Annotated in this window: 16 protein-coding genes; 5 read left to right on the top strand and 11 right to left on the bottom strand. The window is 71.5% G+C overall.

Going from position 1 to position 15755, the window contains the following annotated elements; all coding sequences use genetic code 11:
• The first annotated feature begins 114 nt into the window (after positions 1–114).
• Entirely contained in the window at positions 115–843 is a 729-nt protein-coding gene (locus ACZ63E_RS15170) for a nitroreductase/quinone reductase family protein (RefSeq protein ID WP_465336503.1), read from the top strand.
• Here the strand turns inward: ACZ63E_RS15170 and ACZ63E_RS15175 are convergent, their stop codons facing one another.
• From ACZ63E_RS15175 to ACZ63E_RS15195, 5 genes are read right to left on the bottom strand one after another with little or no spacing between them, the layout of a single operon-like run.
• The gene (locus ACZ63E_RS15175; RefSeq protein ID WP_465336504.1) at positions 844–1686 is read right to left on the bottom strand and encodes a TIGR03620 family F420-dependent LLM class oxidoreductase; all 843 of its coding nucleotides are present in this window, start codon (positions 1684–1686) and stop codon (positions 844–846) included. It abuts the gene before it with no gap.
• 57 nt (positions 1687–1743) lie between these two features.
• Entirely contained in the window at positions 1744–2433 is a 690-nt protein-coding gene (locus tag ACZ63E_RS15180) for a TetR/AcrR family transcriptional regulator (RefSeq protein WP_465336505.1), read from the bottom strand.
• 28 nt (positions 2434–2461) lie between these two features.
• Positions 2462–3388, bottom strand: coding sequence for a phosphotransferase enzyme family protein (locus ACZ63E_RS15185; protein WP_465336506.1), 927 nt, complete (start codon positions 3386–3388; stop codon positions 2462–2464).
• 11 nt (positions 3389–3399) lie between these two features.
• Positions 3400–4593 (bottom strand): pyridoxal phosphate-dependent aminotransferase, encoded by a 1194-nt coding sequence (locus tag ACZ63E_RS15190; protein WP_465336507.1) that lies wholly within the window; start codon positions 4591–4593, stop codon positions 3400–3402.
• Between the two features lie 21 nt (positions 4594–4614).
• A complete protein-coding gene (locus tag ACZ63E_RS15195; protein WP_465336508.1) occupies positions 4615–5523 on the bottom strand; it encodes a hypothetical protein in 909 nt (302 codons plus the stop codon).
• Positions 5524–5734: 211 nt separating this feature from the next.
• Here ACZ63E_RS15195 and ACZ63E_RS15200 point away from each other — a divergent pair, with 211 nt between their 5' ends.
• Positions 5735–6034, top strand: coding sequence for a YciI family protein (locus ACZ63E_RS15200; protein ID WP_465336509.1), 300 nt, complete (start codon positions 5735–5737; stop codon positions 6032–6034).
• Positions 6035–6366: 332 nt separating this feature from the next.
• On the opposite strand, the gene ACZ63E_RS15205 is transcribed toward ACZ63E_RS15200, so the two are convergent.
• The 4 genes from ACZ63E_RS15205 to ACZ63E_RS15220 form a co-directional block, all read right to left on the bottom strand.
• Positions 6367–6768: an NUDIX domain-containing protein gene (locus tag ACZ63E_RS15205; protein WP_465336510.1), complete on the bottom strand. Its 402-nt coding sequence runs from the start codon at positions 6766–6768 to the stop codon at positions 6367–6369.
• A 15-nt stretch (positions 6769–6783) separates the two neighbouring features.
• The gene (locus ACZ63E_RS15210) at positions 6784–8451 is read right to left on the bottom strand and encodes a hypothetical protein (protein ID WP_465336511.1); all 1668 of its coding nucleotides are present in this window, start codon (positions 8449–8451) and stop codon (positions 6784–6786) included.
• Between the two features lie 81 nt (positions 8452–8532).
• The gene (locus ACZ63E_RS15215; RefSeq protein ID WP_465336512.1) at positions 8533–8895 is read right to left on the bottom strand and encodes a VOC family protein; all 363 of its coding nucleotides are present in this window, start codon (positions 8893–8895) and stop codon (positions 8533–8535) included.
• Positions 8896–8926: 31 nt separating this feature from the next.
• Positions 8927–9349 (bottom strand): hypothetical protein, encoded by a 423-nt coding sequence (locus ACZ63E_RS15220; protein WP_465336513.1) that lies wholly within the window; start codon positions 9347–9349, stop codon positions 8927–8929.
• A 343-nt stretch (positions 9350–9692) separates the two neighbouring features.
• Between ACZ63E_RS15220 and ACZ63E_RS15225 the strand changes: the two genes are divergently transcribed.
• From ACZ63E_RS15225 to ACZ63E_RS15235, 3 genes are all read left to right on the top strand, one after another.
• On the top strand, positions 9693–10832 hold the full coding sequence (locus ACZ63E_RS15225; protein WP_465336514.1) for a serine hydrolase domain-containing protein: 1140 nt from the start codon (positions 9693–9695) through the stop codon (positions 10830–10832).
• 251 nt (positions 10833–11083) lie between these two features.
• Positions 11084–11242 carry a hypothetical protein gene (locus ACZ63E_RS15230; protein WP_465336515.1) on the top strand — a complete coding sequence of 53 codons (159 nt, stop codon included), beginning with the start codon at positions 11084–11086 and terminating at the stop codon, positions 11240–11242.
• Between the two features lie 84 nt (positions 11243–11326).
• Positions 11327–13942: a CHAT domain-containing protein gene (locus ACZ63E_RS15235; protein WP_465336516.1), complete on the top strand. Its 2616-nt coding sequence runs from the start codon at positions 11327–11329 to the stop codon at positions 13940–13942.
• Here ACZ63E_RS15235 and ACZ63E_RS15240 read toward each other — a convergent pair.
• Together ACZ63E_RS15240 and ACZ63E_RS15245 are read right to left on the bottom strand one after the other, a co-directional pair.
• Positions 13934–14899, bottom strand: a complete 966-nt coding sequence (locus ACZ63E_RS15240) for an aldo/keto reductase (RefSeq protein ID WP_465336517.1) — start codon at positions 14897–14899, stop codon at positions 13934–13936. The two genes, ACZ63E_RS15235 and ACZ63E_RS15240, sit on opposite strands and share 9 nt — an antisense overlap.
• A gap of 3 nt (positions 14900–14902) precedes the next feature.
• Positions 14903–15691: an SDR family oxidoreductase gene (locus ACZ63E_RS15245; protein WP_465336518.1), complete on the bottom strand. Its 789-nt coding sequence runs from the start codon at positions 15689–15691 to the stop codon at positions 14903–14905.
• Positions 15692–15755: the final 64 nt, after the last annotated feature.

The raw sequence follows: 15755 nt of genomic DNA on the forward strand, positions 1-15755 counted from the left end.
CGGTGTCTCTCGTGAACCACGTCGTTTCCCTTCCGGGCAGACGGGTGCCTCCGTCGTGCCGTTCTCCTGCCTCCGATGAGCTCCACTGCCACTCCACATCGGAAAGGACCACGTTTGATCACGCTCACCACCACCGGCGCCCGCACGGGCCGGCCGCACCGGGTTCCCCTGGGATCCTTGGACATCGACGGCCAGCTCGTCGTCGTCGCGTCCGCGATGGGCGCCCCGAAGCATCCCGCCTGGTACCACAACATCCGCCACAACCCGCTGGTGACCGTCGACACCGGCGACGAGTCGTTCGAGGCGATGGCCGCGCTCGCGCCCGACCGCGACCGCCTGTTCGCCGAGGTCATCGCGCGGGAACCGGGGTTCGCGGACTACCAGGCGCGGACCACCCGCGTGCTGCCGGTGCTCGTCCTGCACCGGCTCGAGCGGGTGCGGCGGATGGGGGACTGGATCGTCGAGGTGCACGACTGGCTGCGCGCCGAGCTGCGGGAACTGCGTGGCCGGCTGGGTTCCGGCGACCCGCTGCACTTCGAGCAGCGGTGCCTCGGCTTCTGCTCCGCGCTCACCCGGCACCACACCGGCGAGGACACCGCGATCTTCCCCATGCTGGCCCGGCAGTTCCCGGCGCTCGCGCCCGCGTTGACGAAGCTCGGTGAGGAGCACGTCGGTGTCGCCCGGCTGCAGGAAGAGATCCGGCGGCTCGTCGACGAAGAGACCGATCCGGTCCGCCTGCGCGCGGAGTTCGACCGGCTGGCGTCCGCTTTGGACACCCACTTCGCCTACGAGGAGGCCACGATCGTCACCGCGTTGAACGCGCTGGCCCCGGCGCCCGGCTGATCAGAGCAGGACCTCGGCGAGCATCCGGTGGTGCTCGGCCTCCGCGTCAGGTGAGGGGCCGAGCACCTGGACCGCGACGTGGTCGGCGCCGGCGTCCACATGGGACCGCAGCCCCTTCGCGAGCGTCTCGGGTGTGCCGTGCCGGACGAGGTCGTCGATCAGCCGGTCACTGCCGGCGCCGGCGACGTCGTCCGGCGTGTACCCGTGGCGCAGCAGGTTCTTCACGTAGTTGCTCAGGCTCAGGTACGGCGTTTCGACGAACGGGCGGCCGATGGCGCGCGCGGCCACCGGGTCGTCGTCGACGACCACCTTCTGCTCGGGCGCGAGCAGCTTTCCCGCGCCGAGGACCGACCGCGCGTGCCGGGTGTGGCTCACCGGAACGAGGTACGGGTGCGCGCCCGCGGTGCGCTCGGCGGCCAGTTTCAGGACGCGGTCGCCGAGCGCGGCGAGGACGCGGGCTTCGACCGGGACACCGGCCGCGTCGAGCCGGTCGAGGTAGTCGACGATCTTGTCGTACGGGCTGCGGTACCGGGTGACCGACTCCGGGTGCCCGACACCGACGCCGAGCAGCAAGCGCTTTCCGTACCGGCCCGCCAGCCGGTGGTAGGACTCGGCGAGGGGCTCCGGGTCGTCGGACCACATGTTGACGATCGCGGTCGCCACGGTGATCCGCTCGGTCGAGGCCAGCACGTCCTCGACGAACGCGAGGTCGCCGATCGAGGCTGAGCCGGTGCCGAACCAGACCGTGCCGTACCCGAGCCGGTCGGCCGCGACCGCGTGCGCCTTGCGGGTCACGTCGTCGCGGTGCGGGGCCAGGAAGACGCCGAACGTGCCGAGCTGCATGTCTACCTCCACTACATTGGCTATAGACGTCAATGTAGCAAATGTAGCGCGCGGATGTCAGGCGGCCAGCCGGTGCAGCCACTCCCGCAGCATCCCGCGCTCGGTCGGGGTCAACGCGTCGACGTCGTCCGCGAGCGCGGTCGACAAAGCGACCGCCAGGCTGCCGACGGAGGAGTCCCCGGCCGGCGGCTCGGCGAGCAGCCCGGCGAGCACGGCCTCCCTGACCTGCGTGGACATCGCCAGGTCGCGGTTTCCTTCGGGCTGGGCGATCAGGCTCAGCGTGACGCCGCTGTTGGCCGCCGCGAACTGCCGCGCGGCCTCGGCCGCCTCGACGCGCAGCTGCCCGTCGCGCGCCAGCGGCGTGAACAGCTCCAGCAGCATCGCCTCGGCGCTCGAGGTCAGGTTGCACGGCACGCCCGGCTCGATCTGGCCGTAGAGCAGCACGTAGAACGTGGGGTGCTCCAGGCCATACTCGACGTGCCGGTCCCAGCCCGCGCGGACCCGGTCGACCGGGTCACCGCCGGCCGAAGGCGCCTGGACGTACTGGGTGAAGCCGTAGTTCACCACGGCGTCGAGCAGGCCCTGCTTGCTGCCGAAGTGGTGGTAGAGCGTGGGGGCCTGGACGCCGGCGCGCTCGCAGATCGCCCGGGTCGAAACCGGGCCACCATCGGCTTCGTGCAGGAGCTGGCCGGCGGCCAGGAGCAGGCGGTCACGCGTGCTCGTCGTGTCACTCGATCGTCCGGCCATGTAGCAATTGTAGCGCCGCGCTATAACGTCACCGGAGACGCTGCTGGAAGCGGCGAAGCGCGACGAAGGCGGCCAGGACCTTCGGGTCGGTGGTGGCGCCGCCCGGCCGGACCGACCGGTAGCCGTCCAGCAGCGCTTCGCGCAGGCTGTCCCGCTGCGGCAGGTGAGCCAGCTCGCCGATCGTCACGGCGAGGTCGTAGGCGTAGTGCCCGAACCCGCAGCCGTCGAAGCCGATCACCCGCACCCGGCCCCGGTGGAAGAGGTAGTTCTCCTGGTGCAGGCCGCCGTGGACCAGCCCGAAGACGTCGTCGCCGAAGCCCAGCTCGGCGCGCACCCCGCGGATCCGCTCCACCGCGGCGCGGACCGACGCGTCGCCGCCGGCCTGCGCGATCGCCCGCTCGAGCACGACGTCGGAGAAGCCGTTCACCTGCGAGCGGCCGAACTCGGTGAGGTCGTCGACCCGGCCGCGGTCGAGGCCGTTCATCCGCCCGCCGTGCTGCTGCAGCCGCGCGGTCAGCTCGCCCAGCGAGTACAGCTGCGGCGGGCCGAGGCGCTCGTCGACGAACCGGCCGTCGACCCAGCGGCAGAGCACGCAGGTGCGCGGCTCCGGCACCGCCGGGTCGGCGACGACGGTGACCAGGTCGCGCCCGCGCGTCGGCACCGGCCGCGGAACCGCGAGGTCGGTCTCCCGGCACAGCGCGGCCAGCCAGGCCATCTCGGACCGCACCTGCGCGACACCCGGCCCGTCCGGTCGCTGCACCCGCAGGACGTACCGGCCGCCGTCCGCGCCGTCGACGCGGAACGTCGTGTTGAGCCCGCGCCCGAGCGGGGTCAGCCGGGCCACGGGGACGTCGTAGGAGGTCAAGGCGGCTTCGGCGAGCCGGCGCAGCCTGCGGGTGCGGCCCGAGCGGTCGAGGTCGGCGAACGGCCGGGTGTTCGCCGAGAAGTCGGCCATGGCCCACGTGCTCAGCTGATCGACCGTTCTTGCTCGCGGGAGTGCGACACCAGCTCGATCGTCGGCGTCGCGTGCCGGCCGCCGCCGAGCCGCTCGACCCCGCGCAGGCCCTCGACCAGCCGCTCGACCTCGGTGTCCGGCCGCACCCCGAAACGCATGAACTGGCTGGTCATACCGATCTTGTTGCCGCACTGGCGCACCAGCAGGTGGTGCTCGGCGAGCAGGTAGTCGCACAGCTCGGCGCCGTCGACCGAGCCGGGCAGCTTGACGAGCAGGAAGTTCGCCTGCGACGGGTACACCGTCAGCTCCTGGAACTGCGAGAGCTGCGAGTTCATCATGAACCGGTCGAGCGCGAGCTTCTTGAGGCTTTCCTCGTACTCCGCCCGGCGTTCGGCGAGCATGAAGATCACGGTCTCGGCCAGCGAGTTCAGGTTCCACTTCGGCAGCGCGGCCGACAGCTTGCGGGTCAGCGCCGGGTTCGACACCTGGTAGCCGAACCGGATCCCGTGCAGCCCGAAGTTCTTGCCCAGGCTCTTCAGCACGATGACGTTCGGCCGCACGACGGCTTCGGCGGCCACCGACGGGTTCATCTCGACCTCGACGAAGTCGATGAACGACTCGTCGATCACCACCAGGTCGAGGTCCTCGAGGGCGTCCATGAACCGGACCACCTCGCGCCGCGGCAGGTACCCGCCGTCGGGGTTGTTCGGGTTGCACAGCACCGCGACCCGCGAGCCGCGCCGCTTGATGAACTCGATGTACTCGTCGACGCGCAGCTCGAAGTTGTTCGCCTCCTTCAACAGGAACATGTCGACGCGCTTGCCGGTCTCGAGCGGCTGGTCGGTCCACCGGCCGAAGGTCGGGATCGGCACCGCCACGCTCGAGCCGACGAGCAGCCGGTCGATCCAGGTGATCAGCTCGGTGGAGCCGTTGGCCAGGGAGATCGTCGACGGGTTGAGCCGCAGCACGTGCGCCAGCTGCGCGGTGATCGCGCCGGCGTCGCTCGGGTAGAACTTGAGGATGGTGCGGAGGTTCCGCTCCAGCTCGCCGAACATCGCGTCGGTGGGGAAGTACGGGTTGCAGGGGATGCAGAAGTCCGCGAGGTCGTCCGCGTGCTGGCCCATCGCCCTCGCCACGGAGAAGAACGACGGGCTGTGGGCCTGGCTCTGCTGGAATAGGCCGTGGGTGGTCATACCGTGCCGCACGCGTGATCTCCGTCCGCCGCTTTACCGGCCCCTTGCCTTCCCATCGGGGATACGTGCGAATCGGACGGGCGGTTCAATGCCGGTCAGCGCGTAGGCCCCGGTGCCGGCGAGCACGGCCAGCGCCAGCACGGACAACGCCAGCACCGGCAGCGGCGCGGCCAGCGGGCCGACCCCGGCGAAGGACTCGACGCCGATGACCGCGGTGAGCAGGGCGTCGGCGACGACGGCGATGACGACGACACGCAGCCGGTGCGCCTCGGGCCACCGGGTGAACCGCAGCAGCCAGGCCAGCGCGGGCAGCACGAGGATCGCGTGCATCGCGACCGCGTGGAGCGGCTTCAGCGAGCCGGCGGTCGTGTACGCGCCTTCCGGGTCGCCGCCGCGGGCCAGCACCACGCCGCGGGCGATCATCACGGCGCCGGTGGCCAGCGCGACCAGGAGGACGACCAAGCCGGCGCGGATCGCCAGGCGGAGGCTGGGCGCGTCCGGACCCGGCTCGACCAGCGCGGCGGCCGTGAAGCCGATGACGGTCAGGATGATCACCCCGCCACCCGCCGCGAGCGTCATCGAAACGACGTTGTCGAACGGCGTCTCGAAGTTGAAGTGCGAGGGCACACCGCGCCAGGCCTGCATGCTGACCAGCACGACCTCGGCGACGCTCGCCGCGGTGAACGCGCCGAGCAGGGTCGAGCGCCACCGGAGGCGGACGGTGAGGAACGACGTTGCCCAGGCGACCGACACCAGCGTCAGCCCGAACGAGAGACCGAACGTGACGGCCTTGCGCATCGACAGCGGGCCTAGCCACGAGCCGCCGGTCGCGAGGAGCACGACGGCGTGCGCGACGCCGCTGAGGAACAGCGCCGCGCCGACGACGTAGGCGATCCGCTCGGTTCGCCTGCCGTCCTGCCAGATCCGGGTCAGTGCGTTCATGGCCCCGAAGTGTGGCCCTCGTGTGGCGCCGGCCGCGTCGTCCCGGCGTCGACACCACGCCGTACGACGACGGGCGTACGGCGGCGGAGAAGAATTGAAAAAGCGCTGGTAAAGAAATTGATTGGTTCTTGACCGGACTATGGGTGAAGTGGTGTCCGGGGCCACTCGCCAGGCGGATGCGGCACGGGCGCCGGAGTCCTACCATCGAATCATGTACATCGCACTGCTGACCTACACAGCACCCGAAACAGAAGTCGACTACGCGCTCCCGGACCATTCGGACTGGGTGCGCAAACAATTCACGAAAGGGGTCTTCCTCGTTTCCGGAAAGGGCACCGGCGCGGCCGACCACGTCATCCTGACCCGCTCCGTGCTGCGAGGCACGCTCGACGCGATCCTCGCCAGCGACCCGTTCGTGGTCCAGCGGCTCGCCCGGTACGACGTCATCGAGTTCACCGCCACACGCACCGCGCAGGAGCTGCTGGCGATCAACGAGGCCATCGCCTCCTGAGGAGTCCGCCACGGTCGGGTGGCCCGGCGACGATGCCCCGCCACCTGCCGGCGAAGAAGACCTGTCTTCGTCTCATGCTGCCTCGGACGACCCGCTTTCCCGATTTTGTCGGTGGCCTCCGCTAGTGTGGAAATCGGGGGTACCCAGGGCGTCCCGGCGCGGATTTCCGTTGCGGGGCAACAAAAATCCGGCCGTCCGCCACCGTCGATCATCACCCGATCCAGCGATTACCGTCGCACAGGTGTTCGGGTAGCGTCGTTGCCATGACCGAACCGCGAAGATTCCCGCAGCGCCATCGACTCACCGAAGTGGCGCTGCGAAACGGAAAACGTCTACCGACCGAGCCATCGCCGGAAATGCGGTGGCAGTTCCCGCTCCCGCGCCTCCGCCGTCGTCAGCCAGGCGAAGTCGTCGTGCTCTTCCGGATTGAGCACAACGTCGCTCGTGTCGTCTTCTTCGGCGGCGTAGACAAAAGCGTGCACCCGCATCGCCCGCCCGGCGACGTCGGGCCACGAATCACGCCACAGTTCTTCCGTGACGCGCACTTTCAGCCCGGTCTCCTCCGCCGCTTCCCGTTCCGCCGTGGCCTCGAAGCGCTCGCCCGGCTCGGCCGTGCCGCCCGGCAGCTCCCACCGCCCCGCGAGGAAAACCCCGGGGCGGCGGCGCAGGAACAGCACCCGGTCACCGCGAGCGATCCGGCAGTAGGCCAGGTCCTTCCGCGCGAGCTCCGTCATGCGCGTGATTCTCGCTCAGTTGGTCTTGGACGTCGGAAGGTGGGCGCCCAGGTAGCCGACGTACACCGTGCCGGTGCCGTCGGTGTCGTCGAGGAAGTGCAGCCGGGGCGCCGGCGACTTGAAGCGCTCCAGGGCGATGTGCGCGCCGAAGTAGTCGCGGCCGGCCGGGTTCGTTTCGGGGTCGACGCGGAACGTGCGCGCCTGGCGCAGCCGTTCGTTCGTGGTCACCGTGTCCGACTCGGCCAGGGCGATGATGTTGGCGCTGATCAGCGAACCCGGCTGGCCGGTCCGGGCGAACGCGAGCACGTCCGACAGCTCGGGCCCCGGGTCGCGGCCCGAGCCGAGCAACGAGGTCCGCGCGCAGGCGTAGGCGTCGAGGGTGCGGAGCGCGTCCCACGCCTTGCGGCGCCAGGCGGCAGCTTTCGGGTGGTGGTCGAGGATCGCGGCCGGGGCCGGCTCGGCCGTGATCGCGAGGTGCTTGAGCTTCACCGTCGCGGCGCCGATCAGCTCGGCGAAGCTGGGGAACTCTTCCGGCGGCCGCTCGGCCGCGGTCACCTCGTCCGCGGCGTGGTGCCGGGCCAGGCGGCCCGCCAGCAGGCCGTTGACGCGTCTCAGCTCGTCGCGCTCGGCCTCCGTCTCCTCGAACGCCCGGGCGTAGTCGTCCAGCTCCTCCTGAAGCTGCGCGAGCTGCTCCCGCAGGCAGGCGACTTCGGCCGCGGAAAGCTCGTCCAGGCGGTGGCGAAGTGTCTTCACCTCCCCGGCGTGGCGGTCCCGGTCCTCGGCGTCGGCCTTCGCCTTCTTGCGCAGGATCGTGATCACACCCCGCGCCTCGGCCAGCTCGCGCTCGGCGCGGCCCAGCTTCTCCGTCAGCTCGGCGTCGGGCTCTCGCTCCGGCGAGGCGAACGGATCCGTTGCGTACCAGGAGCGGACGCTCGGCACCTCGGCCCACTCCTCGGGCAGCGGCGTCCGGCTCCGCGTCTGGATGAGCCGCGTGATCGCGCCTTGGAGGGCCTCGCCGGACACCGGGCTGGCAGTCTCGACGAAGTCGGGGAGCTGGTCGCACGGCGGCACGTACAGCCGCGCGCCCTGCGGCACCGCGCACCCGAGCGGCAGGTGCCGGTTCAGGGTGCGGCGGAAGCGGTCGTCGACGTCGAACACGTTGACCAGACCGGGCCAGCCGTCGACCGGCACCGTCGGCGGCTCGGTGAGCACCAGCACCGCCGACGTCCGCCACGACGCCGTCAGCGCCTCGCCCAGCAGATCGGCGACCCGGTCGCACTCCTGGCTCGACCAGCCCCGCATCGCGAGCACCGGCGTTTCGATCGGGATCTCGTCACTGCCGCCTGCGCCCAGCTCCTCCAGGCCGATCCGGTGCGCCGGCGCTTCGTGGCCGGCGCTCCACGGCCGGGTGCACGCCGCGGCCAGCAACCACGCCACCCGGTCCTCTCCGGCGTGATAGCACAGCGAAAGCAGTACCTGAACGGAGTAGCGGCCTTCGCCGCCCGTCCACGCGAACTTCAGGTCGCACCGGCGCGAGCCGCCGTCGTCGGACGAGCCGAGATCGGTGACGCTGTAGTCCTCGTGCTGCCGCTGGCGCGTGATCAGCCTGCTGCGCAACGCGTCCAGGGGGCGTTTCCCCTCGGTGGGGACCAGTCCGTGGTGCCAGATCCGGTGCACCCCCACAGGGCTCAACTCCGTTCGCCGGAAACAGGACCTCAGTCGAACATAGCGGATCCTGTGACCGATCGAACGCGGGGCGTCACCTCATTCACGCTTCCAGAGGCAAAACGGATGCCCGGCCGGATCGAGGCAGACCCGGACGTCCTCCTGCGGCTGAAAATCCGCGACCGTGGCGCCCGCGGCCGTCGCGGTGGCGGTGGCCGCCGCGAGGTCGTCGACTTCGATGTCGAGGTGCAGCTGCATCTGCTGGCCGCCCTCGGCCGGCGGCCAGACCGGCGGGACGTGCCCGGTCTCCAGCTGGAACGACAACCCGGCGCCGCCGTCGTCCGGGCGCAGGGTCACCCACTCCGGCTCGTCGGTCTTGATCGGCCAGCCGAGCAGGATCGAGTAGAACTCGGCGAGCGCACGCGGTTCCGGAGTGCCGAGCACGGTGGAGGTCAGCTTCATGATCCGAGGGTTACCCACCTGCTAGGGCGCCCTACCCGGGGAACCCGCCCTGGTTGTCGAAGTACGCGACCGGTGGGCCGACGTGTCGCCACGAGGTCGTCGCGAACACGGCCGCGCCCGACAGCGCGAGCAGCACCGTGATCACGGCGAGCGCGGCGCCGATCCGGCCCGGGCCGGATCGGGTGCGGGCGCCGGCGTAGACACCGAAGACGAGTGCCAGCACGCTGATCGGCAGCAGCGCGAACCAGAGGGCGCCGAGCACGAGCAAGAACGCTTGCGAGACCCAGGAATACACCCAGGCCGAAACGACCTGCGGCCGGACGATCAGCCAGGCCGCCCAGGTCGCGACGGCCAGCGTCAGGCCGGACGCGCCGATCGCGACCGACGCGATCGCCAGGCCACGGCCGGGCCGGATGGTTTCTCCTGCTTCGGCTTCGAACTCAGGTGCCCCCATGCCGGGAACATCAGCTCCGGACGGTCCCGCGTTACCGCCCCCGGGCTCGTCGAGACGGCGCGCGAACAACCGCCTCGGCTACCCGGTCGGCGCGTCGTACCTGCGCGCCGCGGCTCGCCGAAGAGCAGGACAGCGCCACCGGATTCCCGTGGCTCGCCACGATCCTGATGGTCGCTGGGCTCGTCGTCGCGACGGCGGCTGGTGTCGCTGCTGTGGGGCGCGCTCGTCGTCCTGGTTCGTGCGCGGATCGCTACGCCGCAGGCCCACCCCTCGGCACCCGGAATACGGCGGCCGGGCCTCGGTTGCACCTTGGCGCAGGCGCACACACACCGAGGGAGCCGCCATGTCGTCCGAGGACATCCAGGGGACCGTCGCCGACGGGTTCGAGCCGGTCCGCGCGGAGTTCGCCGCCGTTGCGGCCGAGGAAGGGGGTGACTACGCCGCGCAGCTCGTCGCGCACGTCGACGGTGAACGCGTTGTCGACCTGTGGACCGGTCCCGAGATCACCGCCGATTCGCTGACCGGGGTGTTCTCCTCGACCAAGGGCGCCGCGCACCTCGTGGTCGCGCTGCTCGTCCAGGACGGGGTGCTCGAGCTCGACCAGCGGGTCAGCCACTACTGGCCGGAGTTCGGCGCGGCGGGCAAGGAGCGGATCACGCTGCGGGAGCTGCTCGCGCACCGCGCCGGCGTGGTCGGCGCCGACCACGGGTTCACGGCCGAAGAGCTTGCCGACGACCGGGTGATCGCCGAGCGGCTCGCGCCGCAGCGGCCGTACTGGCGGCCGGGCACGGCGTTCGGTTACCACGCGCTGGTGATCGGCGCGCTGACCGGCGAAGTGGTCCGGCGCGTCACCGGCCGCAGCATCCAGGAGCACTACGAGGAGCGCGTCCGGAAGCCGTTCGGGCTCGACTTCCACCTCGGGCTGCCGGAGGAGCTGGAGCCGCGGTTCCTGACCACGCAGCCGATGCTGCCGACACCGGAGCAGCTGGCCGAGCTGGAGGCGGCCGCGAGCGGGGCGGACAGCATCAGCGGCATCGCCTTCAACCGCAACCACCCGAAGGCGCCGGAGCTCTGGGACCTGCCGAACATCAAGGTGATCCGGCAGCTGAGCCCGGCGTCGGTCGGCGGTGTCGCGTCGGCGCGCGGGCTGGCCGGGATGTACGCGGCGGTGCTCGGCGGGCTGCTCCGTCCCGAGACCGCGGCGGAGTTCGCGCAGATCCACTCGATCGGCGACGACCTGTCGACCCGCAACCACAACGCGTTCGGGCTCGGCTTCGCGATCGTGTCGGACGACTACCCGGTCCTGGGCCAGGGCGCGTTCGGCCACAGCGGCGCGGCCGGCTCGCAGGCGTTCGCCGACCCGCGCTCGGGGCTCGCGTACGGCTACAACCGCCGTCGCTTCGCCTTCCCCGGCGGTGCGGCCCCGGAGAACGTCCGGCTGGTGACCGCCGTCCACGCGGCGGTGACGGCCAGGCGCGCCTGACGCCCGCCTGGCCACCGCGCGGGGTGCACAGCGAGGCACACCGTCGTTACAGACTTCACCCGTTAGGACGTTCCACTGTCGACATTTGGCCTGTTCACGGCGGTCGGTCTGACTTTCCGTAGCGAAAACCCTCCCGATCATTGCTCCGTTGTGGAACTATTGGGCCGTTCGCGGGGAGAGGGCCCCGCGAGGGGAACTCACCGTCACGGCGAGCGTCCCCATGCAGATCCCCAGGGGAGAGGAGATCGACCATGTCGACGCCCACGGACACCAAGCCCGAAGGAACCCCGGAGCCGACGCCGGAACCGACGCCCGTGGTCCAGTGGACCGACGCGGACGGCAAGGTCCACGTCGACCACCCGGTCCACACGGAATGCGCGAACGGCTGCTATCAGGACGTCAAGGCCTGAGTTCCGCCTCGTGGAGGCAAGCCCGCCTGCTGATCTACCGGTAGGCGGGCTTCTTTTTGCCGAAGCCTGTGCTGTCATAGGTGGGTGCCCGTGATTGACCTGAACCCCTCCGAGGTGATCGAGAGGGTTCACGCCCTGCAGAAGGACGCCGCGGACGCGTCGTGTGTCGCGCGGTACCACCAGAGTCTTCGCCTGCTGCGCCGCGGGATGAGCCTGCTGGACTCGGTGCACCCGGTGCCGTCCGGGTTCCGCACCGACTGGCTGGTGACCAGAATCCGGCTGGCCAGCACGCTGACGGCGGTGTCTTCGGAGATCTCGAACGATCTCGCCGCGGGCCTCGCGGGCCTGGACGACGTCCGGCTGCTGATCAACGCGGTGGAAGACCCGGTGCTGCGGGCCGAGCTCAACGGGTCCCTGAACCACAACTACGCCATGCGGCTGATGGGCGTGGGGCGCAACGACGAAAGCCTCGTCTCGTTCGACCGGGCCATCGAGCACCACGAGTTCCGGCTGGCGAACGGGCCCGAGCCCGAGTCGCGGATGGGCGCGTTCACGATGACCCTGGCCTCGCGGGGCTGGGTCCACATCCGGCTGGGCAACGTCCGCGAAGCCCAGGCCGACCTGACCCGGTCGCTGGAGCTCGCCGAGAAGTACGAGCTGCGCGGCAACGCGGCGAGCACGCGCCGGACGTTGGGCACGCTCGCGCTCCGGATGGGCGATGTGCCCGAGGCGCTTCGGCTCTACGACGAGTGCGAGCGCAGCTACCGGGCGCTCGACCTCGAGATCCCGCCGACCCTGCGGCTCGCGCAGGCCGAGGCGCTGCTCGCGGCCGGGCTCGCGGACGAGGCCGGCGCCCACCTCGACGAGATCCTGCCGGTCATGGTCGAGGAACAGAGCATCAGCCGGGAGCTGGCCCTGGCCGAGCTATACCGTGCCTCGGCGGCTCTGATGGGCGACGACGTCGAGCTCGCCCGGGAGATGGCTTACTCGGCGCGTCGCCGGATGTCGAAGGTCGGCTGCCTGACGTGCACGGCCAACGCGACCCTGATGGGGCTGAAGGCCGACGCGCGAGACGCGCTGGAAAGCGGCAGCATCCCCGCCGGCTTGCCGACCAAGGCGCTGCGCGCCGCCGACAAGATGCCGACCCCGCAGCTGACCGACCAGGCCGCGACCGCGCGGATGCTCGCCGTCCGGCTGGACATCCGGCGGGGCAACCTCAAGCGCGCCATCGAAACCCTGCGCAAGGTCCCGCGTCCCGGGCAGCTCACCCCGATCGACTACCGGATGCTTCGCCGGCTCTGCCGGGCCGAGCTCGCCGTCGCGCAGGGGAGCCGGGCGCGGGCGCTCACCGAGATCCGGTCCGGGCTCACCGAGCTTGACGCCGTCCGCGACCGGATGGGCGGGCTAGACCTCGTCTCCGGGACCGCCCTGCACGGGCAGGAGCTCGCCGATCTGGCCGTCAAGCTCGTGCTGGAACGCAACGACGCCCGGCGGCTGTTCGTCTGGCTCGAACGGACTCGCGCGCAGACCTACCGCTACGAGCCGCTGTCCGCCGGGACCGATCCCGAGCTCGCCGCGCGTGTGGCCGAGGTGCGGGGTCTGGGGCAGGCCATCCAGGAGGCCCAGCACGACGGCCACCCGATCGCCGGCCTGCGGGCGAAGTACAACGAACGGCTGCGGGAGGCCCAGCGGCTCGGGTGGCACACCGGGCGCTGGGGCCGGCCGCGGCCGGTGGCGGGGCTCAGCGAGGTGGTCGCGCAGCTCGGTGAACGAGCCTTGGTCAGCTTCGCCGCTTCCGGGGACGAGCTGGTCGCCGTGGTGGTCGCCGGGGGTGAGTGCCGGCTCGTGCGGCTCGGGTCCGCCGAGGCCGCCGGCGAGTCGGCGCGGGTGCTCAACGTCGATCTCGACGCGCTCGCGCCGGACAACCTGCCCGAGCGGCTGGCCGAGGTGGTCATGGCCTCGGCGCGCAAGCAGGCCGACAAGCTCGACGCGCTGCTGATCGAGCCGCTGGCCGAGCTGATCGGCGACCGCCGGCTGGTCGTCGTTCCCACCGGGCCGCTCTACGCCGTGCCGTGGGGCGTGCTGCCGGGTCTGCGGGGGCGGCCGACCGTCGTCGCGCCGTCGGCGACCGCATGGCTCGCCGCCGAGCTGACGAAGTCGCCGCGGGCGCGCAAGATCGTGCTGGTCCGCGGGCCGGGGCTGGCCGGCGCGCGCGGTGAGCTCGAGAAGCTGACCACGCACTACCGCACCGCGACGACGATGACCGGCGCCAAGGCCACCGTGAAGTCCGTGCTGCGGGCGATGGACGGCGCGAAGCTCGCGCACTTCGCCGCGCACGGCGCGCACGAGCCGGAGAACGCCCTGTTCTCCCGGCTCGAACTGGCCGACGGTGCCCTCTTCGGCCACGAGATGGCCGGGCTGCGGCAGCCGCCGCGGCAGGTCGTCTTCGCCGCGTGCGAGCTGGCGCTCAACCGGATCCGGCCGGGGGACGAGGCCCTCGGGTTCGCCAGTGCCCTGCTGGCGAGCGGCTCGCGCACGGTGATCGCGCCGTTGTCGCGGGTCGGCGACCTCGCGTCGGCGGCCGCGATGGACGACTACTACCGGGCCCTCGCCGTCCGCGACAGCCCGGCGCTGGCGCTGGCGGACGCGATCGCCGTCGACCCGTTCCGCCGCCCGTTCGTCTGCCTCGGCTCAGGCTGAGAACGCCGGGGGCGACCACACCAGCCGCGGATCGGTCTGGACAAAACTGCCGAGCAGGTGGTCGACGCGGGTGAGCACGTCGAGGTCCAGCCGGACGCCGGCGGCCTTGGCGTTCTCCGTGACCTGCTCCGGCGTGCTCGCGCCGGCCACCGCCGAGGCGACGGTCTCGTGTTGCAGCACCCACGCCAGCGCCAGCTGGGCCATCGTCAGGCCGGCGTCGTCCGCGACGCCGCGCAGCAGCTCCACCCGTTCCAGCAGCTCCGGCATCAGCAACGGCCGGGCGTGCGCCGGCCCGGCCGCGCGTGAGCCCGCCGGGATACGCCCGCCCCGGTACTTGCCGGTCAGCACGCCCTGAGCGAGCGGCACCGACGCGAACTGGCCGACGCCGATCCGCTCGCCCACCGGCATCACCTGCGCCTCCGCCACCCGCCACAGCATCGAGTAATGCGGCTGGTTGGCGATGAACGGCACGTCGTGGCGCGCCGCCGCCTCGTTCGCCTGCAGCAGCTGCTCGGCTGTCCACTCCGACGTGCCGACGTACCGGATCTTCCCCTGCCGCACCAGGTCCGAGAGCGCGAGGAACGTCTCCGCGACCGGTGTCCGGTAGTCGAAGCGCAGCAGCTGGTAGACGTCGACGTGGTCGGTGCGCAGCCGCCGCAGTGACCCCTCCAGGGACGCGATCACGTGCTTCCGGCTGAGCCCGGCGTCGTTCGGCCCCGGGCCCTCCGGCCAGAAGACACCGGTGCACAGCACGAGCTCGTCGCGGCGCATCCCCGCAAAAGCCTTGCCGTACGCCGATTCCGCCGCGCCGCCGGCCCAGGCCGCCGCGGTGTGGAACGTCGTGACCCCGGCGTCCAGCGCGGCGGCGACACAGCCGTCCTCGCCGTGCGTCAGCCAGTTGCCGTACGCGATCTCGCTCACGGCGAGCCCGCTCGCGCCGAGCCTGCGGTACTCCACTTCTCAGCCTCCCTGGACGGCCATCTCGTCGATCCACGCGTCGACCGCGCGTGCCTTGCGCGCGAAGGTCTCCCGCACGGATTCGTGCGGCAGGATCAGGAACTCCTCCTTGCCGAGCCCGCGCACGACCGCCTCGGCGACGTCTTCGGGCTCGAGCAGCGGCGCCGCCGCGGCGATGGCCAGCGCGGCCGGGTGGCCGGCGGCGATGCCGGGTTCGAGCAGCGCCGTCCGGACGCCGAGCGGGCACAGCGCGCTGACCCGCACGCCACGCGGCCGGTAGGTGATCGCCAGCCACTCGGCGAGGCCGACGGCCGCATGCTTGGTGACCGAGTACGGCGCGTCGCCGGGGGTGCCGAGCAGCCCGCCGGCCGACGCCGTGAGCAGCAGGTAACCCTCGCCGCGCGCGAGCATCTCGGGCAGCACGACCTGCGCGGCGTGGACGTGCTGCATCACGTTGAGCTCCCACGACTTCGCCCACTGCTCGTCCGCCGCGTGCACCCCGGTGCCGTAGGCCGCGCCCGCGTTGGCGCAGAACAGGTCCACCGGGCCGAACTCCGCGCGCGCCGTCGTGACCAGCGCCTTCAGGTCCTTTTTGGACGTCGCGTCGGCGGTCAGCGCGACGGCCCGACTGCCCGCGGCCGTGATCTCGCCCGCGACCCGCTCGGCGCCCGCGCCGTCGACATCGGACACGACGATCCCGGCCGCCCCCTCGGCGGCGAAGCGGCGCGCCATGGCGGCTCCGATCCCGTGCGCCGCGCCGGTCAGCACGACGACCCGTCCGGTCAGTTCCACGCGGTTCTCCAGGTATTCGGGCGCCATTGTCATCCACGTGCGAAAAATGTATTTCCTGATTGCG

This window comes from Amycolatopsis sp. NPDC104819, assembly GCF_055583145.1.